13 protein-coding genes are annotated in these 18,924 nt (G+C 57.3%); 10 read left to right on the top strand and 3 right to left on the bottom strand.

Annotated features, from left to right (window positions below; all coding sequences use genetic code 11):
* Position 1 precedes the first annotated feature (1 nt).
* From MMB92_RS07890 to MMB92_RS07880, 3 genes are read right to left on the bottom strand one after another with little or no spacing between them, the layout of a single operon-like run.
* Positions 2-1,534 carry an LTA synthase family protein gene (locus MMB92_RS07890; RefSeq protein WP_062884082.1) on the bottom strand — a complete coding sequence of 511 codons (1,533 nt, stop codon included), beginning with the start codon at positions 1,532-1,534 and terminating at the stop codon, positions 2-4.
* The gene (locus tag MMB92_RS07885) at positions 1,531-2,322 is read right to left on the bottom strand and encodes an SDR family NAD(P)-dependent oxidoreductase (protein ID WP_062884083.1); all 792 of its coding nucleotides are present in this window, start codon (positions 2,320-2,322) and stop codon (positions 1,531-1,533) included. Before MMB92_RS07885 ends, MMB92_RS07890 begins: the two co-directional genes overlap by 4 nt.
* Positions 2,315-3,520, bottom strand: coding sequence for a capsular biosynthesis protein (locus MMB92_RS07880; protein ID WP_062884084.1), 1,206 nt, complete (start codon positions 3,518-3,520; stop codon positions 2,315-2,317). Before MMB92_RS07880 ends, MMB92_RS07885 begins: the two co-directional genes overlap by 8 nt.
* A gap of 388 nt (positions 3,521-3,908) precedes the next feature.
* Between MMB92_RS07880 and MMB92_RS07875 the strand changes: the two genes are divergently transcribed.
* The 10 genes from MMB92_RS07875 to MMB92_RS07830 all read left to right on the top strand — a co-directional run bounded on the left by MMB92_RS07875 (position 3,909) and on the right by MMB92_RS07830 (position 18,773).
* Positions 3,909-5,042, top strand: a complete 1,134-nt coding sequence (locus tag MMB92_RS07875; RefSeq protein WP_249216115.1) for a hypothetical protein — start codon at positions 3,909-3,911, stop codon at positions 5,040-5,042.
* Between the two features lie 7 nt (positions 5,043-5,049).
* On the top strand, positions 5,050-5,844 hold the full coding sequence (locus MMB92_RS07870; protein ID WP_196217736.1) for an ABC transporter permease: 795 nt from the start codon (positions 5,050-5,052) through the stop codon (positions 5,842-5,844).
* A complete protein-coding gene (locus MMB92_RS07865; protein ID WP_062884086.1) occupies positions 5,841-6,494 on the top strand; it encodes an ABC transporter ATP-binding protein in 654 nt (217 codons plus the stop codon). Before MMB92_RS07870 ends, MMB92_RS07865 begins: the two co-directional genes overlap by 4 nt.
* Before the next feature lie 150 nt (positions 6,495-6,644).
* Positions 6,645-7,781, top strand: a complete 1,137-nt coding sequence (locus tag MMB92_RS07860) for a glycosyltransferase family 1 protein (RefSeq protein WP_230391243.1) — start codon at positions 6,645-6,647, stop codon at positions 7,779-7,781.
* 261 nt (positions 7,782-8,042) lie between these two features.
* Positions 8,043-11,087: an FkbM family methyltransferase gene (locus MMB92_RS07855; protein WP_062884088.1), complete on the top strand. Its 3,045-nt coding sequence runs from the start codon at positions 8,043-8,045 to the stop codon at positions 11,085-11,087.
* Positions 11,087-13,993, top strand: coding sequence for a glycosyltransferase (locus MMB92_RS07850; protein ID WP_062884089.1), 2,907 nt, complete (start codon positions 11,087-11,089; stop codon positions 13,991-13,993). The genes MMB92_RS07855 and MMB92_RS07850 overlap by 1 nt, the downstream gene beginning before the upstream one ends.
* A 108-nt stretch (positions 13,994-14,101) precedes the next feature.
* Positions 14,102-15,136 (top strand): GDP-mannose 4,6-dehydratase, encoded by a 1,035-nt coding sequence (gene gmd, locus MMB92_RS07845; protein ID WP_062884732.1) that lies wholly within the window; start codon positions 14,102-14,104, stop codon positions 15,134-15,136.
* A 19-nt stretch (positions 15,137-15,155) separates the two neighbouring features.
* Positions 15,156-16,763, top strand: a complete 1,608-nt coding sequence (locus MMB92_RS07840; protein ID WP_196217734.1) for a sulfotransferase family 2 domain-containing protein — start codon at positions 15,156-15,158, stop codon at positions 16,761-16,763.
* Between the two features lies 1 nt (position 16,764).
* Complete coding sequence (locus tag MMB92_RS07835; RefSeq protein WP_212268263.1) at positions 16,765-17,661, top strand: NAD-dependent epimerase/dehydratase family protein; 897 nt, start codon at positions 16,765-16,767, stop codon at positions 17,659-17,661.
* Entirely contained in the window at positions 17,658-18,773 is a 1,116-nt protein-coding gene (locus tag MMB92_RS07830) for a glycosyltransferase family 1 protein (RefSeq protein WP_277562626.1), read from the top strand. Before MMB92_RS07835 ends, MMB92_RS07830 begins: the two co-directional genes overlap by 4 nt.
* Positions 18,774-18,924: the final 151 nt, after the last annotated feature.

Genomic DNA, 18,924 nt, shown 5'->3' with positions numbered 1-18,924 from the left:
TTTATGTCGCTTTCTCGGATGCGTGCGGTTCTTCCGCGCGATTTCCGTCATCTTGTACCACATGCAGCAGTGCAACCCCAAGCTCTTCGGCTGCCAAATTCCGGCATTCTGGAGTATCTGCGCCGTAATTTCGCCAAATGAAGTAGTCGCTGGTTTGTGGAGAAACGCCCAGCTTTTCGAATACGTGAGGTAACGCGGGAACGTGGTCGCCGTAAAAGCAAACGACCGTTTCACGATCGCTGGCGCGTAAATGATCGAGCAAGCGGCCGATCATTGCGTCGGCGTTTTCAATGTGTCTCAGATAGGCAGTCAGATCGCGCCAGGATGCTCCCTCGCCCAAAGTATGCCGTGAAGAGGATTCTCCAGGCAAAACCTCCTCGAGATGCAACGGGCCGTGGTTTTCCATCGTCATTGCGAAGACGAAGCGCGGAGAATCGTCGCCCGCCCTCTCGAGTTCGGCAATGATCGATTCGGATACTGCGGCGTCCGCCACATACGGACCGGCACGGGACGCCGATGCAAAATGGCGGATATCGAGAAAGCGTGTAAAACCGAGCAGCGGAAATACCCGGTTCCGCCCGAAGAAATCGGCGTAATAGGGATGAATCGCGACTGTATCGTAGCCGCAACGGTCGAACCAGGATGCAAGCGACGCGACTTTATTTCTTACAAACGCGTAAGGATAAAAGCGTGCATATCCGAGCGAAAAGGATTCCGTGCCGGTCAGCACGGCGAATTCCGTTCGCATGGTATTGGCGCCCCACGCCGGCACCGTCATCTCGCCATGCGAGACGGCCTCACGGCGCGCCTCGTCGAAGCGCGCGAAAAGCGCCGGCTCGACCGCGTCACCGAGCCGGCGTGCATCGAAGAACGATTCGCTCTGGATCATGATCACGTCGGGACGTCGCGCGGACTTACCCGTTGCGAACGGCCCTGCCGCCATAATCTCGCGGAACCGCCGAAATGTCGCGGGACGCAGGCCGTTGAGCAGATAGGCAACGAACACCGCAAAAAAACCGTGGCGACGCTGGTCGGCATCGGGATCGAGCGTTAGCGGCACGCGGGCAGCCACAAACACGGCAAGCATGAACGGTAGTACTACCGCAAGCCAGGCCAGCGCGCGGGAGCCGGCAAGCACGGGGCGCTCGATCACGAAGCCCGCGATCACAAGTACGATGCCGGCGCCGATCGCGATGACCTTGCCGATGCTGAGGAATGGCAAGTAAAGACGGGGATGCGAAAACAACTGGCTGAACAGGCTGAGATCGGTAAATACGAACGGCTCGCGCAACGACTCGTACTTCGCATTGCTGACTGCGGCGACGAGACCGACGAGCGCAAGCGACGCGCAGGCCGAAAACAGCGATCGGCAGGTGGCGGCGAACACCAGGTCGAATACGAAGACTACGGCAACAATATGAAGCACTGACGACAGCAGCGGACGCCTCAGTGGCGCGCGCGGGACAGCGATCGTATCTACCGCAAATGACAGTGCAATGGTGGCCGTCAGCGTCACGGCAAGACGCGCGCTCAATTGGCTCGGTCCTTCGACGGAAGATACGACAGACGGTCAAGAATCGCATCGGCCAGCGCCGCGGGCAGCAGTGGCAGGAGGCGCATGCCGAACGCGAGCAATCCGGGAAACGCAATCTCGCTTCGGCCTGCATCGAGCCGATGGCGGATGTATGCAGCCGAACGCTCGGCGCTCCAGAGGAACGGCTTGTCGCCGGGGAATACGTCGCTCATCGCCGTCTTCACAAAGCCGGGCAGGATGATCGTGACGCCCACGCCGTCGCGCGCCAGCAGCGGGCGCACCGAATCGCCATAGGCCTTGATCGCCGCCTTGCTCGCGCAATAGGCCGGTGAGATCGCCATGCCACGCAATGCGGCGATCGAACTGATCATCGCGATACGGCCGCGCCGGCGCTCGCGCATCCGGTCGATGACTGGCAGGACCGTGTGCAGCGTGCCGTAAAGATTCGTATCGATGACGCGAGCCGTGCGTTCCAGGTCTTCCCAGTCGCTCGCATTGGCGATCGTGCTGGCCACGCCGGCGTTCGCAATCAGCAGGTCGATCGGGTGACGGGCGTCGAAGTCGCTTAACCAGTGGGACACGGCCGTCGCCTCGCGCACGTCTATCACGCCCGTTTCAACCGTTGCGCCACGTGCACGGCACGCGGCAGCCGTTTTCTCGACCTCGGCGAGATTGCGGCCGACAACGCCGAGCGTCGCGCCCGGTTGCGCATAGACAAGCGCCAGTGCGCGGCCGAGACCGGCACTTGCGCCGGTGATGACGATGTTTCGCCGCAGTTGATCAGGCATCCGCGCGATCCAGGCGCTCGACCGCCCCCGCGACCGCCATCTCAATGCCGGTTCGGGTGTAGAAATCGCCGTTGATTTGCGTGTGATACATCACGTAATCCAGGAAGGCGTGATAGAGGTGCATGTCCGGCAACTCGCCGCCATGCCAGAAATCGTCGAGTTTCCCCTGCCAAGTCAAGCCGGGCATATTATAAATGGCGGTCCCGAGCGCCACTAGCGGGCGCTCGTGGTGCAAAGCCGACAGCCCGACCGTGCTGTTCACCACGACCACGCCACGCGCATGCTCGAGCAGCGTCGGCAAATGGCCCGAATTGATGAAACGGACCCGATCCCCGACACCGACCTCGCGCGCAATCGACATCGCGAAACGGTGGTATTCGATCATGCCGGTATCGAGCGGGTGGTTCTTGATCAGCAGAGTCGCGTCGTGCGGCGCGTGTCGGGCGAACGAACGCAGGACGTAGTCAATCGCATCGCGCACCCCTTCGAATGGCGAATGCACGACGATCTGCGCATCGGAGTTGAGTTGCAGCGGGAACAGGTAATAAGGCCGGCCGGAGCCGAGCAATTCGCGCGTGACAGCTTCGGCCTCTCGTCGATGCTTTCCTTGCAACAGTGCCCGAACCGCGAGCCCCGTGTACTCGAACACACCGTTCTTCGGCCGATGGCTGCGATAAAGCGGAAACCGCCACATCAGCAGCGCATTGGCGACCCGGTACGTGATGTCATGAAATACTCGCTCATACAGGTTGTAGCCGGTTGGCACGCCGGGCTCTGCCGCTGGGATGACATCGCGCAGCCTCATGTATTCCTGCGGATCCACAGGCATTCGCGAACGACCGTTCACGCCGTGGCTCTCAAGCGTGATCCAGTGCGGACGCACGTAACCCTCTTCAAACACGTGCACGCGCAGACCGAATTGCTCGGCGACAGGATGCATGTGCCGGTGAACTTCGCGGCAATCGCCGAACATCAGAACGTCAGTGATTCTCTCGCGGCGGACGAAGTCGCCATACCAGGTAGAAAGCTCGGAAGCCCGCCCGGCATAGTTGACCGGATTGCGAGTCTTGCCGTAGAACCAGTCACCGCCACAGAAATTTATGCGACGTACCGCATGTCCCCGTTCGGCCAAAACATCGGCGAGCCGACTGAAAAACAGCGAAGCCGTGCCTTGCAGCACAAGAAATGAGCGAGGCATGGAAAAGTCAACCGGCTATGTAGCGTGGCCCTCACCGGCCCAATTGTTTTAAATACGGGCGAGGTCTAACGTCCCACCGCTCGCCTTTTCTGAGGAGCGGTGAATATAGCATCACGAATGTGACAAATATAGTCACTTCAAAAAAACACTGATCGAATTGTTGTAGAGATGACATACGATGTCCGAAGATGGCGGGGGCAGCGCCTAGTCGCTATAATCTTCCGCCCCGGTGCATGCTGCGGCCCGAGTCGCTCGTCGCTGCGGCAGCGGCAGGAAGGGCGATCGTACTCATCGATGTCTCGCTGTCGATCTGCCCCTCTGCCGTGTCCCGCAGATCTACCACACGACAATCAGTCTGGATGGAAATAAGTTGGAAAACGCAACTGGCATCACGACATCATCGTCGGCGCACGTAAAGAAAAGTCTGCGCGATCGGCTCCGCGGAATCAATAGACTCTTCGCGCTCACCGTGGTACTGCCCACTGCCATCGCCACCCTGTATTACGGACTCGTTGCTTCCGATATATACGTATCGGAGTCCCGATTCGTGGTACGCAGCCCGCAACGACAAAGCCAAACCAGTCTTGTCGGCATGCTGCTCCAAGGCACCGGATTTTCCAGGGCTCAGGACGACACCTATCCGGTCATCGACTATATTCAGTCCCGCGATGCGTTAACCGAGCTTAACCACGGCAACTACATCGCTGATGCATATGGCAATCACGGTGACTTTGTCAGTCGCTTCCATCGGTTCTTCGATAACAGCTTCGAAGCACTCTGGAAATACTATGGAAAGCACGTTGTCAGCGTTGAATTCGACTCCGCAACGTCAATCACAACGCTTCAGGTACGCGCGTACTCGGCTAAGGATGCTGCTCAGATCAACGAGAGCCTGCTGACACTAAGCGAGCGTCTGATCAACCGCATGAACCAACGTGCGGCGAACGATACCGTGAGCTTTGCCCAGCAGCAAGTCGACATCGCTGCGGCCAAATCAAAGGACACGGCGGCTTCGCTCGCCGCGTACCGCAACAGCTACGCTGTCTTCGATCCCGAGAGACAATCTGCCCTGCAACTGCAGCAGGTCGCAGGTCTACAAAGCCAGTTGTACGCGGCACAGGCGCAATTGCTACAACTAGAAGCCATTGCTCCCAAAAATCCGCAGATTCCAGTTCTCCGTACGAACATTGCGGCCCTGCAAAAGCAAATCGAAGGCACGACGGGCGGCGTGGTCGGCAGCAAAAACTCCCTTTCAGACAAGGCGGCCCGCTACGCACGACTTCAACTCGATGCTCAATTCGCAGAGAAGCAACTTGCATCTGCACTCACCAATCTAGAGAACGCAAAGGCCGAGGCGGAGAAAAAGCAACTCTATCTGGAACGCCTGGTGCAACCGAATACGCCAGATGTAGCCATCGAACCCAAGCGCCTGAAGTCGATTTTCGAAGTATTCGCCCTCGGGATGATCGCTTGGGGAGTGTTGAGCCTGCTGCTTGCAGGCGTACGCGAGCATCACGACTGAGCCACTGATCGTGCATCACGACACCCCCCTCATCCGATCGTTCCAAATTCAGTTGCGTGTCATAGGCGCGCTGCTGATGCGTGAAATTCTCACCCGCTACGGACGACACAACATCGGCTTCCTGTGGGTTTTCTTCGAACCGATGATGTTCACGCTGGGCGTTCTCGGACTCTGGACGGCAATGAAGGCGACGCACGGCTCCACCTTGCCGATCACATCGTTCGCGATCACCGGATATTCGTCGGTGCTGATTTGGCGCAATTGCGCCAATCGCTGCGCGCTTGCGATCTTGCCCAATCAAGCGCTGCTATACCATCGCAACGTCCGGGTAATCGACCTATTCTTTGCACGCATCCTGCTCGAAGTCGCCGGAGCAACCATGTCGTTTGTGTTTCTTACGACGCTCTTCATCGTTATCGGCTTGATGCAACCTCCGCAAGACATTCTGCTCGTGCTTGGTGGCTGGATCCATCTTGCACTGTTCGGCACTGGCCTTGGGTTGGTCGTCGGAGCGCTCAGTGAACGAAGCGAGACCATCGAACGGGTCTGGCACACAATTGCGTATTTGCTGTTTCCGTTGTCCGGGGCGGTATTCATGGTCGACTGGCTGCCATCTCAGTTCCAAAAGATCGTCTTGCTTTTGCCCACCGTGCATGGAACCGAAATGCTTCGTGGCGGCTATTTCGGTTCACTCGTCAAACCCCACTACGACATCAGCTACATGGTCTGGTTTGATATGACCCTGCTTCTGGTCGGATTGCTTCTTGTCCGAGATGCCGGCACACGCGTGGAGCCGGAATGATCGACCTCAAAGACATCTGTAAGGACTACCACACCCGGCAAGGCAAGCGCCGCGTGCTTGACAAGATCAATCTCCGCGTCCATGCCGGAGAAAAGATCGGCATTCTCGGCAGAAATGGGGCAGGTAAATCCACGATGATCCGCCTGATCAGTGGTGCCGAACTGCCCACCGAGGGAAAGATCCGCCGCAACATGAGTGTCTCGTGGCCGCTCGCCTTCGGCGGTGCATTTCAGGGCAGCCTGACCGGCATGGACAATCTGCGCTTCATTTGCCGTGTATACGGCGCCGATGCGAAGGCGGCTGAGCCGTTCGTACAGGAATTCTCCGAGCTTGGTTACTACCTTCGCGAACCTGTCAAGAGCTACTCTGCGGGGATGCGGGCCAGGCTTGCATTCGCCATCTCGATGGCAATCGAATTCGAATGTTTCCTGATCGACGAGATTATTGCCGTGGGCGACAGCCGTTTCCACGCGAAATGCCATCACGAGTTGTTCGAACGCCGCCGCGATCGCGCGCTCATCATCGTCAGCCACGATGCCGGATACATCCGGGAACACTGTGACCGGGCCGCCGTGCTCGCACAGGGCAAGTTGCACTCGTTCGAGCAGATCGATGACGCGTATGCGTTTTATCAGAACAGTGCGAACTGAAATCCAATGGTAAATCACTGCCCCGCTCGCGTCAGGTCCAGTACGTTCCGCGCATCAGCCTGGCAGTCCATCGCCATCTTCGGCATACCTCGCTGGACATTAACAGCGCGCCGCGCCGTCGCCGCCGTCAGACCGAAGCAACATGACACCGTGAAGCGACGCCGCCTGCTAATCGACGTATCGATTCTGGCAAACCACGACGCCGGGACCGGTATACAGCGTGTCGTCCGATCGCTGCTACAAGAGCTTGCCGTCTCGCCACCATCGGGCATCGAAGTCGTCCCGGTCAAGGCAACCCGTAGCGACGTTTATCGATATGCAATCGAGTGCGCCGCGCGATTCGGCATCCGGCTTCCGCACCCTGCGGGGGCGGAAGTACAAGTTAACGAAGGCGACATGTTCTTGGGCCTCGACCTCTGCAGCAGAATCGCGCCACGTCGACGTAATCAGTATCTCGACTGGCAAGCTCGCGGCGTCCGATTTGCATTCATCGTGTACGACCTTCTACCCGCCCTTAATCCGGACTGGTTCACGCCGAAGGGACGCAAGTCTTTTCGCCGTTGGCTCACGACGATTGCCATACATGCAGACTTGCTCGTGTGCATTTCCCAAGCTGTCGCTAGTGATCTCGAGCGCTGGCTGGCAGGCAAACTAGGGTTGACCGACGCAGGTCCCGCGATCCGGTGGTTCCATCTCGGCACCGATCTCGTCCCCGAAGAGCACCCTGCCAGCTTGTCTGCACCAGTCAGTATCGCCGGCAGCCATCCGCCCACCCGCTGGGCACTAATGGTCGGCACGGTCGAGCCTCGCAAAGGGTACGCCGCGGTGCTGGATGCATACGAGGTGCTCTGGGAGCAAGATTACAGCGTCGGATTAGTCGTCGTCGGTAAGCAGGGGTGGCATGTCGATGTGCTTGCTGAACGCCTACGTACCCATCCTGAAGCCGGCACGCGGCTCTTCTGGCTACCAGACCTCGACGACACACAGCTGGCTAACCTGTATCGTACGCTCGATGGATTGATCATGGCCTCCGAAGGCGAGGGGTTTGGACTCCCTCTGATCGAGGCCGCGCGCAATCAGATGCCGATCCTCGCTCGCGACCTGCCAGTATTCCGTGAGGTCGCCGGCGAACACGCCACCTACTTCTCGGCGAAAAATCGTCTCGAACTCGCTAACGTGCTTAGGCACTGGTTTGAAAGAATGCAAAGTGGAACATTGCCGTCCCCCGCGACACCTCTGACGTGGCAAGAGAGCGCCAACTTTCTGAAAAATATAATCGCGGAGTAGATCGGATCGGCAAATCCCCCACCAGATCATCGCGACAAAATCATTCGCATCAGGAATGAATGACGGTCCAGTAAAAAATCAACGGATCGGATCCGAGGCTGGCCAAGGATACCGGAATAATCGCCAGGATTTAAGAAACATAATAGGATAGCGACTCGTGGCAGAGTTATCTGTTACGCACCTTCCAGCCCGACTCAGAAACCGACACCGATTTCGCATCACGATGAAGAATGTTTGCCTCACTACCGTGGCAGTTGCAGCATGAGCATTACGTCATACGCCCAGAATTTCGAGGATGTCATGCTCTGGCGAGCGCTGGGCTTCGTCGAAAACGGCTTTTATGTCGATGTCGGTGCGCAGCATCCGACCATTGATTCGGTAAGCAAAGCGTTCTATGAGCACGGGTGGAGAGGCGTTCACATCGAGCCTACCGTCGCATACGCAACGCTACTGCGACGAGAGCGCCGCGACGAAACAATCCTGCAGGCTGCACTCGCCGCCAAGGCCGGCGTTCTGACGCTTTACGAAATTCCGGAAACCGGTCTGTCCACCGCAGACGCGGTGATCGCGGAACGGCATCGCAGCCAGGGCTTCACGGTCGAGCAGATCGAAGTTCCGTGCCTCACGTTGTCCGACCTTTTCGACCAAATTGGCCAACGCGATATTCACTGGATGAAGATCGACGTTGAAGGGTTCGAACGCCAGGTTCTCGAAGGGTGGACAAATCATCGGGCCCGCCCCTGGATCGTGCTGCTTGAAAGCACGCTGCCGTTAACAACGGACGAAGCCCACAGCAGTTGGGAATCGCTAATGCTGCAGCGGGACTACGAGCCCGTTTACTTCGATGGACTGAACCGCTACTACATCAGTGCAGCACATCCCGAGTTGCGGCAGGCATTTCGTGCGCCTCCTAACGTGTTCGACTCGTTCAATCTTGCGGAAGACACGCCGTTTTGCCGAGCAAACCGACATCGGCATGCGACCGAACACCAGCAAACAATCGCGCGGCTCAAGGACACCGAAGCTCGACAAGCATCCGAGCTGGCAAGCGCTGCGAGAGAGATCGCAGATCAAGGCATTCGCGCCGCAGAACGTGAAGGAGAGCTATCGCAAGCACTCGAGGCAGCCAATGCATCACTCGGAGAACTCAGGACGGCCGAGCGGCATATTCGCGCCGAACTGGAACACTTGTCACATACCAAAGCGAGCCAGGCAGCTGCCTTCGCGGCTCGTGAACAGGAATTCAATCGTGCACTCGACGATGCACGTACTTCGCTTGAGCAACTTCGCCTTGAACGGGATGCCATTGAAGCGCACGCGAAAGCCGATCTGCAGAGACAAGCCGAATCTGCAGCGGACCGCGAAATGCAATTCGTCGAGCGCGAGCGCATCCTCGGTCAAACGCTAATTGAACTTCAGCAGACCATCCGGGATCTTGTCGCCGATCAGTCAACGTTCAGGCAAAACGCCGCCGACGAACTTCGGCAAGCTATCCAGCACGCCCGCAGGGAGCACGATGCGCGACATGAGCAGTTTGTTGCCACCCATGCGACCGAAGTAAAGGTGCTCTCTGACGCGGTCGAGAGAATGACTGCCGACCGCAACGCCATTGCGACGCGCGAACAGGCGCTCCAGGCACGGCTGACGGCCACCCAGCAGTCGCTGGATCAGCTCACGATAGAAATCGACAATACACGGCTCGCCGCGAGAAATGAGCTTGAGCAGTCTTCACGGGCGGCACGGATCAAGGATCGCGTTGCATCCCGGCGAGAACATGCACTGCTGCAACGCATCGAGCAATTGCAGGCCGAGATCGCAACACTCGGCGAGCAACGAATCGTCGATGCCGAAGCCAGGAGAGCAGCCGATCTGACCGTTCAAAAAATGAGCGCCGAACTGCTATCCCAACAGCGGCTTGCCGATGAGCTTCGCAAGCAGGCCGCTGTACTACGCGACGAAACGCTGGCGCTTCTCACTCAGTCGAATCAGCGTGAGCGCGAATTCGCCCAGACGCTTGAGGAAGCACGGCAACACTCGGACGCGCGCATGGCCGCACTCGTCCAGCGACACGACACAGCTCTCGCCAATATGTCTCACGAATCGCAATTGCGCAGTGAGCAAAGCGAGGGCTTCATCAAACAACTGCTCGACAATCTCCGTCTTGCAGCCGAACGGGAACAACGTCTCCACGACAAACTTACCGAACAGGCAAGCGAGCACAAGGAGATGGAACGTCGCTTGGCCGAGCTGGTCCAGCAATTCGAGCATGAACGCGCCTTCCGAGCGACATTGCATTCGCATCTTCAGGTACAGGTGTCCCAAGCTGGCATCATCGCCGCCGAGATCGACCGAATGCAGCGCAGTCCGATCTGGAGACTGTCAACGCCACTCCGCATCCTACTGGGGTGGCGCGATCAGTGGTCGCCGTCATCCTACGTGCCGCCGCCCCCCGACCTGGGTATCCGGCAGCCCGACGACACAATGCCTTCTGTCGCCCCGGTTGCACTGAAGCAACCGGCAGATCTTAGCGGCATGTCGGATTCAAATTCACATCGAGGGCAAGATCAGTCTGCCCAATTTCGCACAACAACGGCTATGGACACAATCGAGCACGTGGATCAGCTTCTTGACATGCACGAAGGCGCTTTTGTACAAGCGGCCTATCGCGCCTTGTTAGGCCGGGAGCCCGACATCGAGGGCTTGCGCTACTACCTCGGAAGACTTCGGCAAGGGTACGAGAAGAGTGATCTGATCGCACAAATTGCGACATCGCCCGAAGCCCGATCCAATGGAAGGCCCGAGTTGCCTGGCGTATCTCTGATACTGGCGCGCAAACGCAGCGCCAATCGGTGGTACAAACGCCTTTTTACGGGCGATCGTCGTGCCGCGCGTCAAATCAATCGTCTTGAATCGGAACTCGACCGCGTGGGACGACAGATCACGCGCCTCGAATCTGAATGCCATTTGCGATTCGATCGACTCGACCGTGTCAGTGAGACCTTGCAGGCGACGCTTGACGAATACCGTCACCAATCAATGCATGCCTTTGACGCTATTCGGCAAATCGTTGCTCAAGTGCACGTTTCGGATCGGCACACGGCGTCATCGTCGACCGCAGTCCCGAGTTCGGACCTTCAACACGAACTTGATGCATTGATCGTCGGTGACCGACAGACATCCAGCGCGCCGATGCCTGAACATCCGCACGACTCCCGGCAGTTGGCAAATATGAGCCTCGCGGCAAAACGAATCTACGCAAATCTCTCGCGCGCGATTGATCAATCAAAACACGACGGGGCAAACTAATGCGCATCGTTATCGATATGCAGGGCGCACAGACCGGAAGCCGCTTCCGCGGCATCGGTCGCTACACGCTCGCACTCGCAAAGGCCATGGTTCGAAACAAGGGCGAGCATGAAATCGTGCTTGCCCTGAGTGCTCTGTTTCCGGAAACCATCGAGCCGATCCGGGAGGAATTCTCCGGCTTGCTACCCGATAGCAACATCAGGGTCTGGAATTCCGCCGGTCCTGTTCGTGAACTCGAATCGGAGAACCATCTGCGTCGCGAAATTGCAGAACGAGTCCGTGAGGCGTTTCTCGCCGATCTGAGACCTGACGCCGTGTTGATCACCAGTCTGTTCGAAGGGCTCGGCGACGACGCAATCGGTAGCGTCGGGGTGCTCAACGACAACATCCCGACGGCGGTCATCCTCTACGACCTCATTCCGCTGATCAATCCTGATGAGCACTTCCGTAACAGCAAGTTGCACCAGACATGGTACAACCGCAAAATTGCTTCGCTGAATCGCAGTCGAAAACTGCTCGCCATTTCGGAAAGTGCGCGTCGCGAAGCACTCGACGCACTCGATTTCGCCGAGCGCGACGTCGTCAACATTTCGGGGGCCTGCGACGAATCGTTCCGCATCCTGCAGCTGACAAACGCCGAACGGGGGGAATTCCTTGCCTCCATGGGAATTCGCAACTCGTTCGTCATGTACACCGGTGGAGCGGACGAACGGAAGAATCTGCATCGCCTCATTACGGCATATGCAAAGCTCCCGGGACGCATCCGTCAGACACATCAGCTCGTATTCGCAGGCAAGATGCCCGAAGGCAACGTACACGAGTACAAACGCACTGCTCTCAGCAACGGGCTGAGCGAGAATGAACTGCTGTTCACTGGCTATATAGCGGACGAAGAATTGCTGAAGCTGTACAACACGTGCTCGCTGTTCGTGTTCCCGTCTCTGCATGAAGGCTTCGGCCTGCCTCCTCTTGAGGCAATGGCGTGTGGCGCGCCCGTTATCGCGGCAAATGCCACGAGCCTGCCAGAAGTGATCGGCCTGAAGGACGCCTTATTCGATCCGGAGTCGGTCGATTCGATCAGCGCCAAGATGAAGCTCGCCTTGAGCGACAAGAAATTCAGGAATCGCCTGATCGCCCATGGTAAGGCACAGTATCGCAAGTTTTCATGGGACGACAGTGCTCGTCGGGCTCTGGCCGCCTTGCGGGACTTCTCCCGGAACCATGGCGTATCGACGTCGCCGAACCTCAGCGTCGAGAAGACCTCGATCTTTGAAAATCGTCAGCTCAAAATCCTCGCTATCAAGCTCGACCATCTCGGTGACTTCATTCTCGCAATTCCGGCATTTGCCAAGTTGCGCGCGCGATACCCGAACGCGCACATCGAGGTCATTACCGGCGGCTGGAACGCTCCCATTGCGGCCCAGACCGGCTTGTTCGACAAGATTCACACGTATGACTATTTCAAGCGGAAATCGTCTGAGCTTCCGTCCATCACGGAAGAGAAGCTCGATGCCCTGCTAAAGTCCCTGCCACGCTATGACATCGCGATCGACCTTCGCCGCCAACGCGATGCCCGCTTCCTGCTGGCACGCGTAAAGGCCGGCGTCAAGGTGGGGTATGAAACAACCGACACGGATATCGACAGTAGACTCGATGTCGCCATTCGCACGTTCCCGGACATTCCTTCGCGGGCCTCGGTACTGAACAAGACGTCGATATCGAAGCAGATGATCACCGTGGTCGACTCAATCCCCGGCGACATCAACGACTACATTTCGCTCCCCGATCTGCGTCGGGGTATTCGTCCCAATTCAGGGCATATCGCCATCTTCCCGAAGGCCGGTAACGACGCGCGCGAATGGGCTGCCCCGAACTATGAATCGCTCGTTCGGCAACTTCTCAAGCAACCGCTAGTCAAGCGCATCAACCTATACTTTGCCAATGCAGCCGAAGCGGATGAATTTGGTTTCCCCACCGATGACCGGGTCGCAATCCATCTTGGGTTGAATTTCGACGAGCTCACTACCTCTCTGTCAGAAAATGCGGTATGTGTTGCCAATAATTCCGGTGGCGTGCACCTCGCATCCTATCTCGGCCTTATCGTAATCGGCATCTATTCCGGGCATGAGTTGAGCTCCGAATGGGCGCCACAATTTCATCAAAGCTTCGTGATACATCGCGAGGCCCAATGCGCGCCCTGCCACGGAGCCAAACGATCCGACTGCGCATATTCGCTGTTCTGCCTTAACGACATTCAGGTCAGCGACGTCGGCAATCAGGTCGTCGAGGCACTTGAAAACTTCGACACGCTGACCGCCGTGCCCAACGAATTGCGCATCTCGCCAGTTGCGATTCAGCGCAGCAGCGTAGCAATTGTCGATGAACTGGTCGCGTCTCTCGCTACACTTATTCCGCCAGGCGGGGACGTCGATCTGGCAAATATCGCGACATACATCGCGCACAACCATCCCGACTATGCGCCACCGCCAAGCATCGATTTCGTCTATCCGAACAAGTCGGTCGACCACCACTCGATTCTGGTGGACTGGCACGGATTCAGCGATGCGGAGGCGCTGTTCCGCTGGACCAACGGAAGACACTCCAACTTGACCTTCGAATGTGCGGAAACGATGCCGGAATCCGGCGTTCTCACGCTTCTGTTCGATACGCTCGGGGCCCAGCGCGTCAAGCTCGCCTTGAACGGTATATCGGTATTCGAAGGGGTTCAGGAAGGGGCGCATCTCGAGCTACGCCTGCCGGTCAGCAATCTGCGCGTCGGAAAGAATCAGCTTTCAATCGCACTTCCCGACGCCAAGCAACCCGGGAACGGCGACGAACGCTATCTGGCTCTCGCCGTTCGCGGCTTTTGCATCGAAACGACGCATGACGTGATGGCGACAACGTAAATTCCGCGCACCGCCAACTACTGCAGGCGTCGCCGCATGATGTCGACGTGCGTCTGTCGGTCGACGACCTGACACATCATCAAACGAAAATCTCAAATGAAAACGACCATGAAAAGTGCAATTATCACGGGAATTACCGGGCAAGACGGGGCATATCTCGCCGAGTTTCTGCTCGAACACGGATATCAGGTTTATGGCACCTATCGGCGTACGAGCTCGGTCAATTTCTGGCGAATCGGCGAGTTGGGTATCACGAACCACCCCAATTTACACCTGGTCGAATACGATCTCACCGATTTGAGTGCGTCGATCCGCCTGCTCCAGTCGTCGCAGGCAACCGAGGTGTACAACCTCGCCGCTCAAAGCTTCGTAGGTGTGTCGTTCGATCAGCCCGTCACAACCGCAGAGATTACCGGGATCGGCCCGCTGAATTTGTTGGAAGCAATTCGTATCGTGAACCCTGCGATTCGTTTCTATCAGGCGAGCACCTCGGAAATGTTCGGCAAGGTACAGGCCATTCCACAAGTGGAATCGACACCGTTCTATCCACGCAGCCCGTACGGCGTAGCCAAACTTTACGCACACTGGATCACGGTGAATTATCGCGAAAGCTACGGCATCTTCGGTTGCAGCGGCATTCTCTTCAATCACGAATCGCCGTTGCGCGGTCGTGAATTCGTCACTCGAAAGATCACCGATACAATCGCGAAGATCAGGCTCGGCAAGCAAGACGTGCTCGAACTCGGCAACCTCGATGCGAAACGTGACTGGGGATACGCAAAGGAATATGTGCGTGGCATGTGGAAGATGCTGCAGGTCGACGAACCCGACACCTATGTATTGGCCACGAATCGTACCGAAACCGTTCGCGACTTCGTCACGATGGCCGGTAAGGCTGCTGGTTTCGATCTCGAATGGGAAGGTGCCGGCGAAAGGGAAATCGGCATTGATCGGGCAAGCGGTGCAACGCTCGTGCGAGTCAACCCCAAATTCTACCGCCCGGCCGAAGTCGACCTGCTCATTGGCGATCCGCAAAAGGCAAGCAATCTGCTCGGTTGGAAACCGGAGACTTCGCTGGAGCAACTGTGCCAGATGATGGTCGAAGCCGACATTCGTCGTAACGAGTCCGGGTTTTCGTTCTGATGCGATGATGGAGCGCACGTTGCAAGAGACCAAAGCATTCCCGGGGCGAGTCATTTTCGACCATCTGCCCAAAACCGCGGGCCAGGCGATCAATAACTGGCTCGCCAGATCGCTCGGCAGCGGGTGCGTGACGACCAATCTCGTCGGCGAGCATGCTGCCCTCGTCCGACAATATGGCGGTCGATATTCCATCATCTCTGCGCATGTGATTTTCCGTCACGGAGAGCAACTCGATCCGCGCTACCAGTACATCACGCTGCTTCGTGAACCACTTGATCGCGCGATCTCGTGGATCTATTTTCTGATCAACAACGTTCCTGAAGACTCGGAAACGCGCCCGCTGATCGAAGGTGCACGGAAATTCCTCGAATCAGAAGGCGAAGAGGCGACGCCGGAATTCTTCGATTCCGTACGCTCTCCGTACGTAGAACATTTCTCCAAGGTGGCCGGCCACCCGTCGGATAACGACCAGACCAAACTTGCCTGTGCGCTCGCTACGATCAGCCGCTACGAAGTGGTTGGCATGTATGAGCACATGTCGGAATTCATGCGCGATGTCGCACGTCTTGTAGGTATCGAGCCGCCTGAGCGACTTGGAAAAGTCAACGTCACGAGCACACGCCCTAAGGCAACCGAAATCAGCGATACGCTGCGCGAGCGTCTGGTCGAACTCAACCGGCTGGACCTGGAGTTCTACAGTCACCTATCCGAATTTCGTCGACAGTGGTCGGTGCCTGAACCGGCCGCACCTACCCTGCCGCTTCCTGGATGGCAAAAGTTCGACGAACCCATGCCTCGAATGCTCAACACCCCGGATGTCAGCGTAGCGTCCATTTCACTACAAAACGGAACTCGGGTTCGTCATGGCGTAGCGATGACCTTCGATATCGAGTTCCTGCTTACGCGCCCGATTGAGGATCTCGAGATTACCCTCTCGCTGATGGACGAGCATGACAGCTGCGCGTTCAGCATTAACAGCACGCAGATCGGCACACCGCTGCTGAACGCAGAAGCAGGCTCATATCGATTGAGCTTCAAGGTCGCGGCCATTTTGCCGGAAGGAAACTATTTCGCAGGATTCTCGTTTACCGAGCGATTGCCGGGACACTTGAACGAACTGTTCTGGCAAGACCATGCGTGCGAATTTAGAGTCTATCGGGACGTACCGATTCCGCACATGGGCTACATGTACCTGCCTACCGAGCTGTCCGTCAGTCGGGTCGGGTCTGTTCAGGACGATATTGTCGTCCAGCGTCCTCAGGGCTCGATCAGCACCGATATCACAACACTCGAAATCGTTAGCGGAAAGCGTAAATGCGTTCCTGTGCACATCTGGAATGAGAGCGACTCGATATGGATCGGCGACAAATTCCGTCCGGTCAAGATTGCATACCACTGGCGGCGCGATAACGGCGAGATAGCCGTCTTCGACGGCGCGCGTTCTTCACTGCCCGATGGCGGCATTCCTCCTCGTACCCGGACATCAGCGGACGCCTGGATCGAAGCCCCGGAATTGCCTGGCCGGTACATTCTGGAACTCACGATGCTCCAAGAAGGTATTTACTGGTTCGAAGAGCGAGGGTTCCGAACTGGATATGTCGAAGTCACTGTCACTTCTGCGGAATAACATGACACGCAAAGCACTCGTCACCGGTATCGCCGGCTTTACTGGTCGATATGTCGCAGCCGAACTGGAGAAGGCCGGCTATATCGTATGCGGCACGGCTCACGGGGCTCAAGAAGCAGGCTTATGGCCAACGTTCGCTTGCGATCTGCTGGACCGCGAACAAACAATTGACGTGATTGCACGCGAACGCCCGGACGTCGTCGTCCATCTCGCCGCGATCGCATTCGTTGCGCACGGTGACGCCGACGGTATGTATCGAACCAACGTGATCGGCACGCGCAATCTTCTCGATGCATTGGCCAGATCTTCACACGTTCCTACGTCCGTTCTTCTCGCAAGCAGTGCAAACATCTACGGTAACGCTGCACGTGATCCGGTGGATGAAACGGTTCTGCCGAGTCCCGCCAACGACTATGCCGTGAGTAAGCTGGCGATGGAACACATGGCTGCGCTCTGGATGGACAAGCTCCCTATCACGATCGTGCGTCCATTCAACTACACCGGCGTCGGTCAGTCAGTGGCATTCCTGCTTCCCAAGATCGTCGACCATTTCAGGCGGCGCGCGTCGGTCATCGAATTGGGCAACATCAACGTTGTGAGAGACTTTTCCGACGTACGCATAGTCGCTAGCGCTTACCGAAAGCTTGTGGAACACGAGATATGCGGTCAGGTCGTCAACGTGTGCTCTGGAATCGGACATTCTCTTGAAGATATCCTCGATACAATGCGGACACTTACCGGGTATGCCCCGGAGATTCGGATTAATCCGGCGTTTGTTCGATCCAACGAGGTTCATCGTCTGGTCGGCAGTAAGGCGCGCCTTGAGACGCTAGTCGGTTCATTGAATGCGATTCCGCTGAAAGATACACTGAACTGGATGCTGGAGCGCGACGAATGAACGTCGTCCTGTCAGTCGACGCCATCCGTCCGCCACTTACTGGGATTGGACGCTATGCATGGGAGTTGGCGACCCACTATCACCGCTCTCCCGACTTGGAAAGTGTCCGCTTTCTGTATGGCGATCGCTGGGTTGCAAACCCCATGAATCTTCTTGCTGCAACGGCCGGCGAACCACGTCGCAGACGCTTCTTCAGGCCTCTGGCGAAAGCATGGCACACATGGTCCGTCAAGCACCGGACATCACGCAGTCTATTTCATTCTCCGAACTATTTTCTACCCTCATTCATCGAACAAGGCGTGGTCACCGTTCATGATCTGTCCGTTTTTAAGTATCCGGAAACTCACCCGGCCGCACGCATCCGGCAGTTCGAATCGCAATTCTCCTCGACGCTCGCCCGAGCGCGCCACCTGATCACGGATTCTCGCGCCACCAGAAATGAGATCATTGAATATTTTGGGTGGCCGGAACAGTCGATCTCGGCTGTCGAACTGGGTGTAGCCCCCGAATTTCATCCCCGTACCACCGAAGAACTTCTCATTGCGCTGCGGCCCCTGAACTTGGGCCCCGGCACTTATACACTGTGTGTCTCGACGCTAGAACCGCGTAAACGTATCGACCGCCTGCTGACCGCTTATCGCGATATTCCAGCCGACCTTCGCGCCCGGTATCCGCTGGTACTCGCAGGCAGCGACGGATGGCTCAATGAATCTCTGAAAGCAGCAATCGCCAAGGGCGAACAAGAAGGATGGCTGCGCTACCTCGGGTTCGTGCCCGAAGCGATACTGCCGGTACTATACGCTGGCGCACGGGCGTTTGCCTTTCCATCAGTTTACGAAGGCTATGGGCTGCCGTTACTGGAAGCGCTCGCCAGCGGCATCCCTTCCCTTTGCTCAAATCGGTCGTCGCTTCCAGAAGTTGCCGACGGTGCAGCCTATCTTACCGACCCCGATCATCATGAAGCCCTGCGCGACGGAATCGAGCACATCCTGACCGACGATACCTGGCGCACCAATGCTCGCTCACGAGGCCTTGAGATTTCATCTCGACGTAGTTGGTCCAATTGCGCGAAACACACTATCGACGTCTATCGTCGGGTCGACTTTCGCTGAACGAGCACACCAGAAGATAACCGGCACATGCCGGGGTGCTAGTTCAAGTCCGGGTTGACCAGAGCAGTTTCCGAATTTTCGATGCCCGTCGCTGCTTAGCAACTGAGCAGCGACGGGCGATGAAATGCGTGCGTCACCGTCGCACGTTATA

It is taken from the genome of Burkholderia sp. IO2, assembly GCF_029522185.1.
Classification (GTDB): Bacteria; Pseudomonadota; Gammaproteobacteria; order Burkholderiales; family Burkholderiaceae; genus Burkholderia; species Burkholderia cenocepacia.
This window is presented reverse-complemented; position numbering and strand designations above follow the sequence as displayed.